Below are 17522 nucleotides of genomic sequence, written 5' to 3'. Positions count from 1 at the left end.
GCCAGTTTAAATACCTAAATTTAGACAATGGAATGCGGATATTTTTAATCCAAGATGTTAATTACGAAAAAAGTGCATGTGCATTAAGTGTCAATTCAGGGCACTTCAACGACCCTGACGACTGTCATGGATTAAGTCACCTATTAGAACATATGTTATTTTTAGGTAATAACACTTTTGTCGAACCTAATGAATTTGTAACTTACTTGTCCTCTATGGGAGGACACATTAATGCGTTAACTGGTACCGAATATACCAGTTACTTTTTAGACTCAACGAAAGAAACTGAAGTACAAGCCATTAAGCGTTTATATTCCATGACAACCTCCCCGATTTTTGCAGAATCATTGATCAGTGAGGAGATTAAGGCCATTGACGCTGAATTTAGTCTAAAACAAAAAGATGAAATAAGACGCTTATATCAGGTACATAAAGAAACGTGTAACCCTCTACATCCTTTTAGTAAATTTTCAGTAGGCAACAAACACACCTTTTCTAGCTTTAGTGCCAAACAATTAAAAAATAAATTACAAAAATTGCATCAACAATTTTATCAACCACAAAATATTTGTTTATGTTGGATTAGTCCAACCGATCTGGATTTGCGGAAAGATATAATTATGCAAGGGTTTGCAAGCTGGAAAAACACTTGTAATTTACCTAGTCAAAAATTCCCTCCTCTTTATTTAACAGAAAATTTAGCGATAAAAATCAGTATAAAACCTTTACAAAAAGCCCAGCGATTAATAATCAGTTTTGCACTCCCTAATCCTAAAGTACATTTTAGAAGTAAACCTTTAAGCATTCTAAGCCATTTGTTAGGTGACGAAGGTGAAAATAGTCTATTAGAATTTTTAAAAAATAAAGGATGGGCCACGAGTTTAAATGCTGGAGGTGGAATTGAAGGGAAAAATTTTAGAGATTTTAATATCAACATCCAGCTAACAGAACAAGGCATTCAATACATAACAGATATAATAAATGCATTATTTTCATTCATAGATATGATTAAAAAGAATGGAATTGAGTTATGGCGAATTAAAGAATTAGCCACAATCAAGCAGCAAGAATGGGATTATTCTGAACCAGAAAAGCCCATCGACCAAGCACTTCATATAAGTCAATCTATGTTTGAATATAGCGAAGAATATGTGCTGGCAGGTGATTTCGTTATAGACGATATACGACCCAATTTACCTATCAAGTTGTTAGAGTTGTTTAAACCTGAACATATGCGCATTAAACTCATTCACCCCGATGTAAGTACCTCACAAATAGCAAACTGGTATCACACACCCTATCAAGTAGAAAAAATTGATAAAAAGACACTAGGCGCTTACACAACTTTTGACCTAGATTTCAAATTTAATTTAGCTCAACCAAATCCATTTATTATTGAGCAGCCAAAAATTCAATCTAACCATATAACTTTTGATGTTCCTAAGCCAATTGTTCAACAAACAGGGCTAAACCTTTGGTATGGACAAGATAATAAATTCAAACAACCCAAAGGAGATTGTTTTTTAACCTTTGATTGTGCAGCAGTTAATGAAGGTATTGAACTTGTTAGTGCAAAACGCTTATGGATTGGTCTACTAAACGAAAAACTCAATAAACGATACTATCAAGCTGAATTAGCAGGAATGAATTTTCATTTCTACCCACATCAAGGTGGTTTTTCTCTACAAACAAATGGATTTAGTGGCAACCAATTAGCATTCTGTAGCAAATTACTCACCCAGATAGTATTTCATGAAGACTTTACCCAGAGCTTTAAGCAAATCAAAAATCGACAATTGGCTGGCTTATCCAATGCCCTACTGAATAAGCCAATAAATAGTTTATTCTCAAGACTGGCAGTATTAATGCAACAACATAATTATTTGCCGCTAGATATGGCCAAAGTATTGCAAAATATGGCGCCTGAAGATATCTACCAAACCAAGATAAAATTATTGAGCCAATTTCATCTTGAAGGATTAATGTACGGCAATTGGAATCAAAGTGAAGCAACAAATATTAGCCATAAAATTAAAGAATTTAGAAATAATCACTCGATTGGAGCAAAAGTAAATAGAGGCGTAGCGGATATCCGGCAACAACCAACCATTACCCATAAGGTACAATACCAACATCAAGAACCTGCAGTAGTTATTTATTTTCAAGCTCCTGATCCAAGTCCAGAAACAGTTGCATTAACTATTTTGACAGAACAACTTGTCGCTTCTCCCTTTTTCAATGAGATACGTACAGAGCAACAATTAGGCTATTTAGTAGGCAGTGGATATATCCCCTATAACTCACACCCAGGCCTAGCCTTTTATATTCAATCCCCTCATACAGAAGTACCTCAATTAATATTAGCAATTTATAATTTTTTAGAGAAAATAATGGCTCAAATTGATCAATACAAAGATATTTGGCAGTCCTTAAAACAAGGGGTTATTAAACAAATCACTGAAAAAGACAGCAGTTTGAGTATGAAGAGTCGACGTTTTTGGATGGCAATTGGCAACAAAGATTATAACTTTTCACAAACAGATAAAATGGTTCAAATTATCTCAGATTTAGATATGGCATCATTGAAAAAATTTTTAAGTAAACTAGTCAATAGAGATGGGTTTGGTGAAATAATTCTACATAATAGTGATTTAAATGCGGCAATAATCGAGGGAGCTGAATCTCAAGATGATCCAAGGGAGTTTAAATCACGCTGTTGCTATTTAACTTATTAATTTTAAAACCTATAAAACATTAATTTAAATTGAACAAATAGTGCAAAAATCAGCTAAATTTGCAGAAATATAGTCCAAACAATATATTTAAATTCGATTTGCCCTTGTAGGTAGACGTCAAATTAGGCATATTTAATAAAAGCGATACGGATACGCTGCCCAATAAATAACAATAATAAGGTAGATATACTACCCCTAGGTGAAATGTGCATATTCGTAAAATAATTAACAAGTTTTTATGCGTGACCTGTTTACTCTTAGTTTTTGGGATCTCCCTTAAAACTTATGGCGCAAGTAATGTATTTATTAATTACAATAAATCTCACAATTTAATTCAAAACACAGTTACCGATATTGTTGAAGACAATGATGGCTTTATTTGGTTCTCTACTTTCGAAGGATTAAGTCGTTTTGACGGTTATGAGTTTAAGAATTATTCCTCTTCCAATTTAAATTCCAATCCACTTCCAGCTGGTTTTATAAAAAAACTGCAGTTGGATAATCAAGGAAATTTATGGGTTGCGACCGTTAATGGCTTAGCCAAATATAATGATTTAAGGGACGACTTTACTGTTTATAACAAAAATAATAGTAATTTAAAAAGTAACGAAATATATACCTTAGCAATTAATCGTGATGGAGAATTATTGGTTGCAACTGACGAAAATCTATACTTATTTGATCAACACTCTAAGAAATTTTTACCCTTTATTGTGGGTGGTGAAAGCTTACCTAAAGAGATCAAATTTATTCTCAGTGAACATGACAAAACTTGGATAGGCAGTCTTGGCCATGGTATTTTTTTACTAGAACACAAATCAAATACACTCTACAACCTAAAAGAATCTAATCCTTGGAATATCCATTTAGACGCTAATTATTTATTTGATATCGAAAAAATAAATGAAGAATACTGGTTAGGCACCGAAAATGGCGTTTATATTCTAGAGCATGATTCAGCTAATATAACGACTTTAAACACTTCAAGCTCTCCACAAATTGCAGGACAAGAAGTTCGTAGCATTATTCAAGATAGTGAAAATAAAGTTTGGCTTGGTACCACTACAGGTATAAGTATTTTAGATACTGATAAAAACTTACTCACCACATATAATGATCAAAACAACATAAATTTTGGCTTAGAAAGTAGCCATTTTTTTAGATTGTTTATTGACTCCCAAAATACTATTTGGCTAGGTACATATTCTGGTGGTATCTATAAATACACCCCACAAGAGAATAAAATAAAACTGTTTAAAAGTTCACCGAACAATCCTAATTCCCTGTCAGGAAATTTAATTTGGGGAATAAAAGAAGATCAACAAGGCAAAATTTGGCTTGCGACACAAACTGATGGGATTAATGTGTTTGATCCAAAAAGTGTTACGTTCAAAAAGTATTTAACAAACTTCAAGCACCATATATGGTCTATTGCCATAGACAACAGCGAAAAAATTTGGCTCGCCAGTTCTGGTGGAATATTTGTTTTTAAACAGACAAACAATGAAAAGTTAGAGTTAGTCAAAACCCTATTACTTGATGAAAATATGCTTCAAGTCAAATTTTTCAAAGGGAAAATATGGCTACAATCAAACGAAAACACCCTAAAATGGGTCGATGTAGACACATTTAACATTCATTCAATATCCCTATCAAACAAAAGTATTAACTCTGTTACCCCGCTATTTTTAGATAGCCAAAATAATATTTGGTTTGTGACAAATGTTGGCATCATTCATTACAATATTAATACTGGAGAGATCAGTCGTTTACTGCTGAATAGACGAAATAGTGATGAGAGATACTTTAGTAAAGTGATTGAAACCGAACAGGCATTTTGGCTTTCATCATTAATACATGGTCTGATTAAAATTGATAAAGAAAGTTATGAAATTATTCTCGAATTAAATACAGATACAGGATTAAGCAGTAACCAAGTCATGAACTCGGTTGTACACGGTGAGAGTTTATGGCTTTCGTATACAAATAACGGCATCGATGAAATTTCATTAGAAACCAACCAAGTACTACAAAATATAGCCCCTGAAATGCTAGATTTTAATGAATTGAATGAAGGGGTTGGATTATTAACTCATGACGGCCAAATTTTATTTGGAGGCACAAACGGTTTTATTATGTTTGACCCAAATAAATTATCTGTTGCTGCACAATTACAAAATTCAAATAAAATGAGTAACAGTAAGTCTCCCATCATTACCCAATTGAGAATATTTAATCTACCAGTGAGCATACACTCTGAGAAAAGCCCTATCCAAACAGTGATTAATAAATTAGATGAAATAAATCTCCCTTATGAATCTAATATGTTGAGTTTCAAATTTGCTCAAGTCAATCCACTAACTCCTGAAGCCATTAAATATAGATATAAATTAAAGGGTTTATCGGATAAATGGATTGAAACTGTGTCTGAATCACCTCGTTATGCGCACTTTTCAAATCTTGATTTTGGCAGTTACGAATTTACCGTGCAAAGTAAAGCTCCCTTATCCCAATGGTCTAATGCTAAATCTGTAAAAATCAAAATAGCCCCTCCTTTCTGGTTACAAAAAAATGCTTTATTGCTTTATGGCATCATTTCAATAATTTTACTTTTATACTTTCTTAAACAAATTCGAAATAGAAATGCTATTCGTCAATCCATTTTAGAAAATGAAGAAAGATTAAAACTCACTCTTTGGAGTAGTGGTGACGAACTATGGGATTGGGATATATACCAAGGGCAAGTTTTCCGTTCAAATACTTGGGGTACCTTAGACTTTCCACAGGATGACATTAGGGTTAATAGTTCATATGAAGCGAATATTCACCCTAATGATATACAAAGAGTTCAAGAGTCCTTAAATACACACCTTAAAGACAAATCAGAACATTATGAAGTGAGCTATAGAGCAAAAACCTATAAAGGCGAATGGTTATGGGTACTAGATAGAGGAAAAGTGGTTGCCAGAGATAATAATCATCAACCTCAACGAATGACAGGTACGTTAAAAAACATTAGTCACTTAAAAGTCGCCGAAGAACAACTAAAACTGTTTAAACGCTCTATCGAAACTATCTCAGACGGCGTATTTATTACCGATACTAATTTTAGGTTCATTTCGGTAAATAACTCGTATTGCAAGTACACTGGAGAAACTCGTGAACAGGCCCTTGTTAGTTATCTAAGTTTTCACCAATACCCAGGTGCATTTACCGAAGAGGTAAAAAAAGCACTGCAACAAAAAGGAAATTGGTTTGGGGAAGTCGAGTCTCGTCGAACAGATGGCAAAAAATACGAGATGGAATTAAACATAGATGCGATTACCGACGAGGATGGCAAGATCAGTCATTACGTAGGGGTATTTTCAGATATAACCGCTCGTAAAGAAACAGAAAAAGAGTTACTAAAACTATCGAATACCGACCCATTAACTGAATTACCTAACCGGTCATTCTTCTTGGCGAACCATTCGAATATAGTAAGAAGAAATACTCATCACGCTTTAATTTGTTTAGATATGGATAACTTTAAGAAAATCAATGATTCTTTAGGCCATCAAACAGGTGATATTTTAATAAAACAAATCGCTAAACGATTACAAAAAATGGCTGGTACCACTTCTACTGTTTATCGGTTAGGTGGCGATGAATTCAGTGTTTTAATCGATAATACTACTGATATTCACAAAATAACTCATTTTGCACAAACCATATTAGACGGTATGGCGCGTCCTTTTATTATCAATAAACAAGAATTTGTACTAGGTGCTAGCCTAGGCATAGTTTTCTCGCCTGAGGACGGCAGTACATCCCACGAATTATTGAAAAATGCTGACACTGCTATGTATTTCGCAAAAAATGCCGGCGGTAATAAATATCAATTCTTTAGTGGCGAAATGAATCAGAATGCCGTTCGACAACTACAAATTGAAAATCTTATTCGTCATGGGTTAAAAGAAGACTTGTTTACCGTATTTTATCAACCCAAGGTAGATATCGCTAGTGGTAACTTGGTGAGTATGGAAGCATTAGTACGATATGAACACCCTGATAAAGGAATTGTAAGTCCAGCTCAATTTATACCTTTAGCTGAAGAGACGGGTCAAATAATTGACATAGGGGAAGTAGTATTACGCAAAGCATGTGAACACACGAAAAAATGGGTTGATGCTGGATTATTTACCGGCCGAGTAGCCGTCAATATTTCGGCAAGGCAATTCGAAATCCCTGATCTTGATGAAAAAATAATGAGCATACTGCAACAAGTGGGTCTATCACCTCTTCATCTTGAGTGTGAAATAACAGAAGGCACATTAATGCAAAACCCGGATAGTGCTTTAACTATGATGCAAAGACTCAGGGAACGAGGGATCCATCTAGCATTAGATGACTTTGGTACTGGTTACTCCTCATTAGCATATCTAAAACGCTTTCCAATCAATACGTTAAAGATTGATAAAGCCTTTATTGATGACATAGCTAAAGCCTCTGAAGATAGGTATATGACTCAATCAATCATCACCATAGCCCATAATTTAGGTTTAAAGGTGGTGGCCGAAGGAGTCGAAGATGAAAGTCAGTTAGCAATATTACGTAGTTTTAAATGCGAGATGTTGCAAGGTTACCTATACAGTAAACCTTTAAATGCAGGCCGATTTGAAAGTTTGCTTAAAGAAAATCATCAATTAAAAAAAATTATCCAAAACGTTAATATCTAGACTTGGGAGCTAACTTTCCCTCATAGCGTCAAATTTATCCTAAACCGGCAAGCACTTACCGCTTTTCTCAAAGGTAACTAATTAACCCCAAGAATGAAACGGCTAATTGTTGGTGATAAATATTTAAAACTTCATTAAACTTTCATAGTGTTGTTTTTTAACCTTATTTTTACTGCTTCAATGTTAAAAAATTGTAAATTATTGTTTATTTATCCAAAGTTGGCACGCTTTAAGCTACTACTATGTTGACCGACAAAATAATGTCGGCAAACAAAAATAAACGTCAATAATTTAAATTTAAGAGGAAGTAAACGATGTTAAAAGCTTATGCAGTAGCAATGGTACTAGCCACAACAACACCAGTAGCAGTTAAAGCCGAAGAAAGCGTACAAGCTCCTACTAAAACTCAAGCAAGTACTGCTAAATCTACAGCTACTACAAAAAGTGGAATTAGAGCTCGTAGCATTAGGTTCTAAAAAAACAAAAAATTACATCAAAGCTTTCTGAGCAATGATTATTTAACAAAGATAAAAAAGAGAGGGAAGCTCTTTTTTCTTTTTAGACCTGAAATAAAACACTCTCTCCACCTCTAGAATGTAGTAATTTAAATCTTTGTCTGGACTTAAATAAGGGATATATCAGAGGGCCAAAAACTAACCCAGCCATTGCCCACTTCTTAGCAGTTAATCCAGTTTTATAAGATTGTACGTAGTACAAAACACTAAAAAATATCGAACTTAATATAAAAAACACTTTCCACCTCTGCGATTAATTTAGACCCCATTCATAGCCATATGCTATATCCAAACAACCAATCGGTAGTTACTCAGTGATTCTACTCTTTTCACAAATAAAAAAAAGCTGGGAAAAGGTATAAACCTGCCCAGCTTGGTATACGAAATAATTATTTAATAGAAAGTTTTTTCTTCAGCTTTCATTTGTTGTAAACATTCTGCAGGTTTAAACTTATCACCTAACAATGCTTGATAATGTTCTAATCTGGCTATTAAATGAGAAATCCCTAAAGTATGCATGTAACGGAATGGGCCCCCTAAGAACGGTGGGAAACCAATGCCAAAAATAGCGCCAATATCGCCATCTCTGGCATTCCTAATGACGCCTTCATCTAAACATCTTGCGGCTTCATTTAACATTAGTAATACACAGCGTTCAGAAATTTGTTCTCTACTTAACTGGTTAGTTGCTGTGATGCCTAACACTGTGTAGATGGATTGATCGACTTCTTTTCCTGGATTTTTTCCAGCATAATCATAGAAGCCTCGTTTGTTTTTCTTACCCTTTCGATCATCGGCTAACACTTTATCAAAGTTTGAATTTGATGAAAATCTGTCACCAAATTGTGCTTCAAGTATAGGGCCAATTTTGGTACCTACATCTATCCCTACTTCATCTAATAACTTAATTGGCCCTACAGGAAAGCCAAATTTTACTAATGCTTTGTCAATATTTTCAATAGGCTCACCAGCCAATAGTATTTCTGCAGCTTCATTCACATAAGGGGCGAGAATACGATTAACATAAAAACCAGCGCCATCTTTTACTACAATGGGGGTTTTACCTTGTTTTTTGGCTAATTCAACAATCGTTGAAATAGTCAAATCTGACGTTTTATCATGGGCAATTACTTCCGCTAATGGCATTTTATCTACTGGCGAGAAATAATGTAAACCAATAATTTGCTCAGGACGTTTTGCTTTTTCAGCAATTTGAGCAATAGGAATTGAAGACGTATTAGAAGCAAAAATAGTGTGTTCTGCACAGTTATTTTCAACTTCTTCTACCATTTGTTGCTTCAATTCAAGGTTTTCAAAAACAGCCTCTATCACCACATCTGCATCTGTTAAACCAGAATAATCCAAAGTACCTGTTAATAAAGATAACTGTTTCTGCATTTCAGACTTTTTAATAAAACGTCGTTTAACTTTTTTATTTTGAATGTCGTAACTGTATTTAATTGCATTAGAAATACCCTCAGCACGAATATCTTTAATTCGAGCCGGTAACCCAGCTTTAACCGCTGTAACATAAGCGATACCGCCGCCCATAAGGCCACCACCTAAGATCCCTATTTTAGTTAAAGGGGCAGACTGCACACCTTCAATACCGTTTTCTTTTTTCATGTCAGTAGTAGCAAAAAATAGACTTCGTAATGATTCAGATTCAGGACTCATAACCAAGTTACCAAAATGTTTAGCTTCTACTACTAATCCTTTATTTATCCCATTGTTTATACCTGTTTCGATACAATCAATAATAAGTTCGGGAGAAGGATAATTACCCTGAGTTTTACTGGCTGTTTGTTTACGAGCCTGATTAAACATAATGTTGCGACCAAAAGGCGTTTTTTCTAAAAACTTCCCCATCAGATCTAATTTTGGTCCTTTTCTACTAGGCTTAGGTTTCTTCGCCATTTCAATGGCTACCTCAAGCAAAATGGATTGTGGTACCATGTCATCCACAATACCGTATTTTTGTGCTTGCTTGGCTCTAACAGAAGCACCTGTCAACATCATCTTCATAGCTTGTTGAATACTGATCAATTTAGGTAATCTTTGGGTACCACCGCTGCCTGGTAATAAACCTAATTGCACTTCAGGCAAACCTAACTGAGTTCTCGCATCATCTGAACATACACGATAGTGACACGCCAATGCTAACTCTAACCCCCCGCCTAAGGCTGGACCATGAATAGCAGCAACAAAAGTGACTGGCATATTTTCGATACGTTGAAACATATCTTGCCCGCCCTTTGCAATATTGGTTGCATCTTCTGCCGTTTGACAAGCATCAAGCATGCTAATATCAGCGCCCGCCACAAAAGAATTATCTTTGCCACTGATTAACACCACCCCTTTAATACTAGAATCAGCTTGTATTTGTTTCAGTACAGAATCTATTTGTTCAGCAAATTCCACTTTCAAAGTATTCATGGTTTCACCAATTACATTGATGGTCAGAATGGCTACACCATCATCTCGAACATCTAAGGTAAAGGCGCTGGCAGTTTGTGTATTATCAATAGTTGTCATGGTTCTGTTTTCCTATTCTGTTTCAACGATCATAGCTGTTGCAAGACCACCAGCTGCACATGCTGTTAATAAACCACTACCACCACCTCGGCGGTTTAATTCATTTAACATTTGTGTGATCATTCTTGTCCCTGTCGCCGCAAACGGATGACCATAAGCAAGTGAGCTACCCATTACATTGAATTTATCCATATCGACTTCACCAGTCGCCTTGCTTCGACCTAATTTATCTTGCGCGAATTTATCACTAGCAAACATTTTTAAGTTAGCTAAAGTCTGAGCAGCAAAGGCTTCATGCATTTCTATAAGAGTAATATCATTAAGTGTCATTCCCGCACGGTCCAAAGCCATAGGCGTGGCGTAAGAAGGCCCCATTAACATATCCTGCCAAACATCGATGGCAGCCCAAGCATAACTTTTGATATAACCCAGTGGGGTATACCCTAATTCTTTAGCTCGACTTTCAGTCATCATTATAATTGCCGATGCTCCGTCGGTCAGTGGAGTGGCGTTAGCAGCAGTAACAGTGCCATGTTTACGATCAAATACTGGGCGTAATTTGGCATAGCCTTCTAGCTTAGAGTCAAAACGCACATTATTATCTTTTTCAAAAGGAGCTTTATAGGGTTCAGAATAAGCAGTCATGACTTCATTGGCCAATTTTCCATCAGTCCAACTTTGCGCCGCTAAAGTATGCGATCTATGAGCTAAAGCATCTTGCTCTTGACGGCTAATTTGATGAGTTTTGGCCATTTGTTCAGCCGTTTGCCCCATAGACAAACCTGTGGAATATTCTGCTACAGCTGGGGGTACAGGTAATAAATCTTTAATACCCAACTTTTTAAGTATCTGCCATTTTTGACCTAAAGTCTTAGTTTTTTGTAAATCAACCAATGCACGAGCTAGATTTTTAGATACTCCTATAGGCGATACAGATGTTGAATCGGCTCCCCCTGCGACACCAACACTAATGTTACCGGCCATCATAGACTCAGCAATACTCACTGTTGACTGAAAACTCGTAGCACAAGCTCTTGAAACGCTAAAAGCATCAGTGTTTACATTCATGCCAGTACCTAAAACAATTTCACGAGCAATATTTGGCGCTTCAGGCATCTGTACCACTTGGCCATAAACTAGTTGCTCAATTAGATTTGCATCTAGGTTGTGACGAACTAACATTTCGTTCACCACCATTTTGCCTAAATCAACGGCTGGCACGCCATGAAAATTAGTCGCCATTTTTGCGAAAGGCGTTCTTAAACCAGCAACAATGGCGATCCTATCGCCTTGTCTGGTTGTAACATTTTGCTTAGTTGTCATTTTCTACCCTTTTTATAAATACAAATCAGTGGTCAGACCTGTAAAGTGATTTAGATTGTACAGAGTTACCTGCATGACTTCAAGAAAAGCAGTCTACGACTAAAGGAATACATATAAAAATCATTATAAACAGTGGGTTAACAACAATTCACCTATACGTATTAGTGTCAATCAAATTTTATATTTGCTGATTTCATATTCACTCTACACCTTTTATATAAAGTCCTTTGCTTAAAAAACAGTCATAAATATAAAGCTTTGTAACATTGTTTTTCGAGTATGGAACCTTATATCAGGTAGCATTGTCTCTACAGGCACTAATTTACTATTAGAAATACTAAATTTTTAAGTAATATTAATAATAAGCAGGAAAATATAACGCCATGGCAGCAGTTCAGTTTAATCAGTTACAAGCGTATCTAGACAGTCAAGTTATTGGCCAACAAACATTAACAAGAAACATATTAGTCGCATTATTAGCAGACGGACATTTATTAGTTGAGGGTCCTCCTGGTTTAGCAAAAACTCGAGCTGTCACCGCGTTAGCTAAAAGTCTAGAAGGTGACTTTCATCGCGTGCAATTTACACCTGATTTATTACCTGCCGATCTAACCGGTACAGATATTTATCGTCCAGAAACTGGAGATTTTGTTTTCCAAAAAGGTCCTTTGTTTCATAACCTAGTATTAGCAGATGAAATAAACCGAGCGCCGGCTAAAGTGCAATCAGCATTATTGGAAGCTATGGCCGAAAGACAAATCACTGTGGGTAATAAAACCTATACTTTACCTGAACTATTTTTAGTTATGGCCACCCAAAATCCAATTGAGCAAGAAGGAACATATCCTTTACCTGAGGCACAATTAGACAGGTTTTTAATGCATTTAGAAATAGACTATCCGGGGGCAGACACCGAACTTGAAATCTTACGTTTAACCCGTGATGAAGCAATGCACAAAGCGGCTGTTAGTCCTCCTACCCTAACCCAAGCAGATATTTTTAATGCTAGACAAGATGTACTGAAAATACATCTAGATGAAAGTTTAGAGCAATATATAGTGCAACTAATTATTGCCACTCGCCAACCTGAAAAATACAGTGCCGAGTTAGCTAGTTGGATCGAATTTGGTGCCAGTCCTCGAGCCACAATTGCTTTAGATAAATGTGCTCGTGCTCATGCATGGTTAATGGGTAGAGATTTTGTTGGCCCAGACAACATACAAGCTGTTTTACATAATGTGCTACGTCATAGGGTCCTACTTAGTTACGAAGCTGAAGCCGAAGGTATTGGCCGTAATCAAGTATTAGACAAAATTTTACAATTAGTCGCCGTTCCTTAATCGATAAATAGTCACAGGAAGAAAAATGCAAGACATTGCAACATGGCTGGCTAAGCACCACTGTGATGGGATCAACCTTGGCATCAAGGAATTGATCCATTATCAAAGTAAAACGAGCCTGATAAATTTAACGCCGCGTAAAGCAGTCCAAGCCAAATTAGCAGGGGCTTATTTGGCCAAGACCAAAGGTCGTGGCATGGAGTTTGATGAAGCACGTCATTATCAACCTGGTGATGACATACGCGCTATTGATTGGCGAGTGACAGCACGTACAGGTAAAACTCATACAAAGTTGTATAGAGAAGAAAAAGAACGCCCCGTATTTGTATTAACTGATTTATCTTCAAGTATGCAATTTGGTACTCAATTATTATTTAAATCGGTACAAGCGGCACACTTAACTTCCTTGATTGCTTGGTCTGCACGTAAACGTGGGGATAGGATTGGCGGCTTAGTATTTAATCAAGATCAGCATATTGAATGTAAACCTTTTACTCGACAAAAAGCGGTGTTGTCTTTATTAAACAGTATGATTAAAGTGCAACAACAAGCTAAAACGGCTAATTCAGTCCAAGTAACTTTAGCAGATGCTTGCGCACGATTACGTCGTTTAGCTCATCCAGGTAGTTTGATTTTTATTTTAAGTGATTTCAGTCAACTTAATGATGTGTCCCAACAGCATATTGCGCAACTCAGTAAACATTGTGAGGTGATTGCTTATCCCATTAGCGATCCATTTGAGCACCAGTTACCCAAGGTCAAAGTAAGCCAACGAGTATGCTTAACTGATGGCCAAAATAGACAACAAATTTTACTCGGAGAAAAAGAAACCGAGCAGCAATATAGTGATCAACACCAAACCCATTTTGAGTATATCAAACGTACTTTAAAACAATGTAAAGCACAGGTGATTGAAATCAGTGCAGGTTTACCTTTAAGCACACAATTAGATCCATTTTCGGGAGCTCGACGTTAATGAATCCATTAGATAATTTAAAAGATATCCAAAACCCAGCAGAAATCGGCAACTGGCCACCAGCCTATGGTTGGTGGCTATTAGCCTTGGTCGCAATACTAGTGTTATTTATTGCCATTAAGTGGGTGCTTCATTTTAAGCAACAGCGACAAGCCAAACAACAAGCTTTAAAAGAAATTGAATTAATCAATATTGAACAACCACATGCGGCAACCCAGTTGAATCAAATATTAAAACGTGTCGCTTTAGAATATTTTCCCAGCTGTTCTGTACAAAAATTACATGGTGAGCAGTGGGTTAACTTTTTAATCAAGACACTACCCAACAAACAGGCTGGCAAAAATTCTGAGCAGATCACACAATTACAAAATAGCCTTTATCAAAAACAGACGATAGAAGCTAAAGAGATTGCTCAACATAAACACACTGTTCAACAGTGGGTTAAACTAGCAGTGCCGCCCAGTAAGAATATCAGCCAAACATTGGAGCAAGAACATGCTTGAGTTTGAATGGATATGGGCATTAGCTGCACTTCCCTTGCCTCTTTTAGCCCTGTTATTGCCGAGTAAAAAACAAGGGCAAGAAGCAGCGCTTAGAGTTCCCAACCTTACCGCCGGTCTCGAAACTAGTCAGCAGCACAAAAGCAGTAATAAGTGGATGTTACTTTTCGCCACACTAGCTTGGATTGCATTAGTGGTTGCCAGCGCAAGACCCCAATGGTTAGGAGAGCCTGTCAGTATTCCAGCTGAAGGGCGAGATCTGATGATTGCAGTCGATCTGTCTGGCAGTATGAAAATCGACGATATGCAAGTAAACGGAAGGCAAGTAGATCGTCTTAAAATGATTAAGTTTGTATTAAGTGATTTTATTCAAAGACGAGTTGGAGACCGATTAGGTTTAATTCTTTTTGCCGACACAGCCTATTTACAAGCTCCTTTAACCTATGACAGAGAAACCGTCGACCAATTACTGAAAGAGTCTTTGATTGGCTTAGTAGGGGAACAAACTGCCATAGGTGACGCAATAGGTTTGGCAATTAAGCGCTTTGAAAGTAAAAAAGAATCTAACAAGGTATTAGTATTATTAACTGATGGTCAAAATACTGCAGGTAACATCACCCCTGAACAAGCAAATGAATTAGCCATAAATAATGGAGTGACCATTTATACGATTGGGGTAGGCGCAGACCAAATGTTAGTACAAAGTCTCTTTGGTAGTAGAAGGGTCAATCCATCGCAAGATCTAGATGAAGATATGTTAACTGAAATTGCCACCTCTACCGGCGGTCAATACTTTAGAGCAAGAGATGCACAATCTTTACAACAAATATACGCAAAATTAGATGAACTGGAACCTATCGCACGAGAAAGTAAACAAATGCGCCCACTTAAGGCCTTGTATTTTTATCCTTTAAGTTTGGCTTTATTCGTCACTATCTTGATGGCAATTTTTCCACTTTTAAAACAATTTGTATTTAAGAAGGCTGCGTAATGATCGAAAACATGTCTTTCTTAAGTGATTTTCACTTTATTCGTCCTCATTGGCTATGGGCAATTTTCCCTTTATTGATAATAGTAGGGCTCATTCGACATATTCAAAAACAACAATCTGGCTGGCAATCTGTATTAGCCAGTCATCTTTATCAACACTTAGTCACCACAGATGGAGTGAAAGAAACTCGTCCTCCCCTAATGTTATTAGCATTCGGCTGGTTGTTAGCAAGTTTAGCTCTTGCCGGACCTACATGGGAAAGACTACCGCAACCTGTCTATCAAATGAATACAGGTAAGGTGGTGTTAATTGATATGTCTATGTCTATGCGAGCAACCGATGTAAAACCCGACAGACTCAGTCGCGCCAAATATAAAGCGATAGATTTAGTCAGTGCCATTACAGAAGGGGAAACTGGTTTAGTGGCTTATGCTGGCGATGCATTTACTATCAGCCCTCTTAGCTCTGATGCGCAAAACCTGACAACTTTAATTCCTAGCCTTACTCCAGAAATAATGCCCATTGCAGGTAGTGATCCTGCACTCGGTATACAAGCTGCCATAGATTTATTAACTAACGCAGGTTACCAACAAGGTGAGATTTTTTGGATCACCGACGGGATTAGTAACCAACAAATGAAAGAAGTGAGTCAAATTCTAAACAAGTCTACATTCCGCCTATCGGTGCTGGCTGTAGGTACAGAAGAAGGTGCTCCCATCAAACTCACTAATGGTGAATTACTTAAAGATAGCCGTGGCTCTATTGTTATTCCTAAATTAACAACGAGTAATCTCAAGTCTTTAGCTGGAAGTGGCGGCGGCAGATATGCCCAGATGCAAGCTAACGATGATGATATTAATTACCTGATTGATCAAACATTGGTTGAGCAAGATAGTGATTTGAATGAACAGCAAGAGAAAGAAAATTTTGGCGATAAATGGCAGGAATTAGGTCCCTATTTATTATTGTTATTATTACCTTTTGCTGCTTACGCATTCAGGAGAGGCATAATTACAGTATTTGTTGCTGCTTGTTTGTTACCTATTTACACTCCTAATGCGCAGGCTGATTGGTGGCAAGACATGTGGCAAACAGCTGATCAACAAGCGATGCAAGCCTATAACAATTCCGAATTTGAACAAGCGGCAGGTCAGTTTAATGACCCCTTGTGGCAAGGCAATGCTCTTTACAAAAATCAAGATTACCAAGGAGCAATTGATGCTTACTCTAAAGTGGATAGCCCACAAGCAAGCTATAACACAGGCAATGCCTTAGCTCAGCTAGGAGAATTAGATAAAGCGATTGCTGCCTACGAAAAAGTATTAAAACAAGAGCCTAATCATCTAGACGCACAAGCCAATAAAGCTTTAGTTGAGCAACTAAAGCAGCAACAAGAACAACAGCAACAAGACCAGTCTGATGGTGAACAAGGTGATCAGGAACAAAACGATCAACAACAAGATGGTCAGCAGAATGAGCAAAACCAAGACGGTGAGCAACAAGACTCTAATAGTGAAGATCAACAAAATCAGGATGGTCAACAGGGAGAGCAGCAAGAACAAGATGGCACTGAGCAGGAGCAATCTGATTCTGCAAACGAACAACAGAACGCTGATCAAACTCAAACAGAAGAAGAAGAAAAAGAACAGCAAACTGCAGCGCAACAAGCCCAACAGGGTGAACAAGAAAATGACAGTGAACAACAAACTCAAGCAGCCCAAGAGCAAGAATTAACTGACGAACAAAAAGAACAAATGCAGCGTATGCAAACATTACTTAATCGTGTGCCTGATGATCCGGCATTTTTACTAAAACGCAAAATGCAAATCGAGTCTCAGCAACGTAAAAGAGAAAGGTTACCAACTAATATTCAGGGGAATTGGTAGTAG

10 protein-coding genes are annotated in these 17522 nt (G+C 36.9%); 8 read left to right on the top strand and 2 right to left on the bottom strand.

Going from position 1 to position 17522, the window contains the following annotated elements; all coding sequences use genetic code 11:
- Nucleotides 1-32: 32 nt before the first annotated feature.
- The 3 genes from GQR87_RS08145 (at nucleotide 33) to GQR87_RS22155 (ending at nucleotide 7929) form a co-directional block, all read left to right on the top strand.
- The gene (locus tag GQR87_RS08145) at nucleotides 33-2735 is read left to right on the top strand and encodes an insulinase family protein (protein ID WP_158968263.1); all 2703 of its coding nucleotides are present in this window, start codon (nucleotides 33-35) and stop codon (nucleotides 2733-2735) included.
- 206 nt (nucleotides 2736-2941) lie between these two features.
- On the top strand, nucleotides 2942-7453 hold the full coding sequence (locus tag GQR87_RS08140) for an EAL domain-containing protein (protein WP_158968261.1): 4512 nt from the start codon (nucleotides 2942-2944) through the stop codon (nucleotides 7451-7453).
- 314 nt (nucleotides 7454-7767) lie between these two features.
- Nucleotides 7768-7929: a hypothetical protein gene (locus GQR87_RS22155; RefSeq protein ID WP_199271705.1), complete on the top strand. Its 162-nt coding sequence runs from the start codon at nucleotides 7768-7770 to the stop codon at nucleotides 7927-7929.
- Nucleotides 7930-8361: 432 nt separating this feature from the next.
- On the opposite strand, the gene fadJ is transcribed toward GQR87_RS22155, so the two are convergent.
- Both fadJ and fadI read right to left on the bottom strand, forming a co-directional pair.
- Nucleotides 8362-10503, bottom strand: coding sequence for a fatty acid oxidation complex subunit alpha FadJ (fadJ, locus tag GQR87_RS08135; RefSeq protein ID WP_158968259.1), 2142 nt, complete (start codon nucleotides 10501-10503; stop codon nucleotides 8362-8364).
- 12 nt (nucleotides 10504-10515) lie between these two features.
- Complete coding sequence (gene fadI, locus GQR87_RS08130; protein ID WP_158968257.1) at nucleotides 10516-11826, bottom strand: acetyl-CoA C-acyltransferase FadI; 1311 nt, start codon at nucleotides 11824-11826, stop codon at nucleotides 10516-10518.
- Between the two features lie 383 nt (nucleotides 11827-12209).
- Between fadI and GQR87_RS08125 the strand changes: the two genes are divergently transcribed.
- From GQR87_RS08125 to GQR87_RS08105, 5 genes are read left to right on the top strand one after another with little or no spacing between them, the layout of a single operon-like run.
- On the top strand, nucleotides 12210-13166 hold the full coding sequence (locus tag GQR87_RS08125) for a MoxR family ATPase (RefSeq protein WP_158968255.1): 957 nt from the start codon (nucleotides 12210-12212) through the stop codon (nucleotides 13164-13166).
- Nucleotides 13167-13191: 25 nt separating this feature from the next.
- Entirely contained in the window at nucleotides 13192-14142 is a 951-nt protein-coding gene (locus GQR87_RS08120; RefSeq protein ID WP_158968253.1) for a DUF58 domain-containing protein, read from the top strand.
- Complete coding sequence (locus GQR87_RS08115) at nucleotides 14142-14645, top strand: DUF4381 domain-containing protein (RefSeq protein ID WP_158968251.1); 504 nt, start codon at nucleotides 14142-14144, stop codon at nucleotides 14643-14645. Before GQR87_RS08120 ends, GQR87_RS08115 begins: the two co-directional genes overlap by 1 nt.
- Entirely contained in the window at nucleotides 14638-15633 is a 996-nt protein-coding gene (locus GQR87_RS08110; protein WP_158968249.1) for a VWA domain-containing protein, read from the top strand. Before GQR87_RS08115 ends, GQR87_RS08110 begins: the two co-directional genes overlap by 8 nt.
- A complete protein-coding gene (locus GQR87_RS08105; protein ID WP_158968247.1) occupies nucleotides 15633-17519 on the top strand; it encodes a VWA domain-containing protein in 1887 nt (628 codons plus the stop codon). Before GQR87_RS08110 ends, GQR87_RS08105 begins: the two co-directional genes overlap by 1 nt.
- The last annotated feature ends 3 nt before the right edge of the window (nucleotides 17520-17522 follow it).

It is taken from the genome of Paraglaciecola sp. L3A3, assembly GCF_009796765.1.
Taxonomy (GTDB): Bacteria; Pseudomonadota; Gammaproteobacteria; order Enterobacterales; family Alteromonadaceae; genus Paraglaciecola.
The sequence above is the reverse complement of the archived record's forward strand: the minus strand, read 5'-3'. Positions and strand labels throughout refer to the sequence as shown.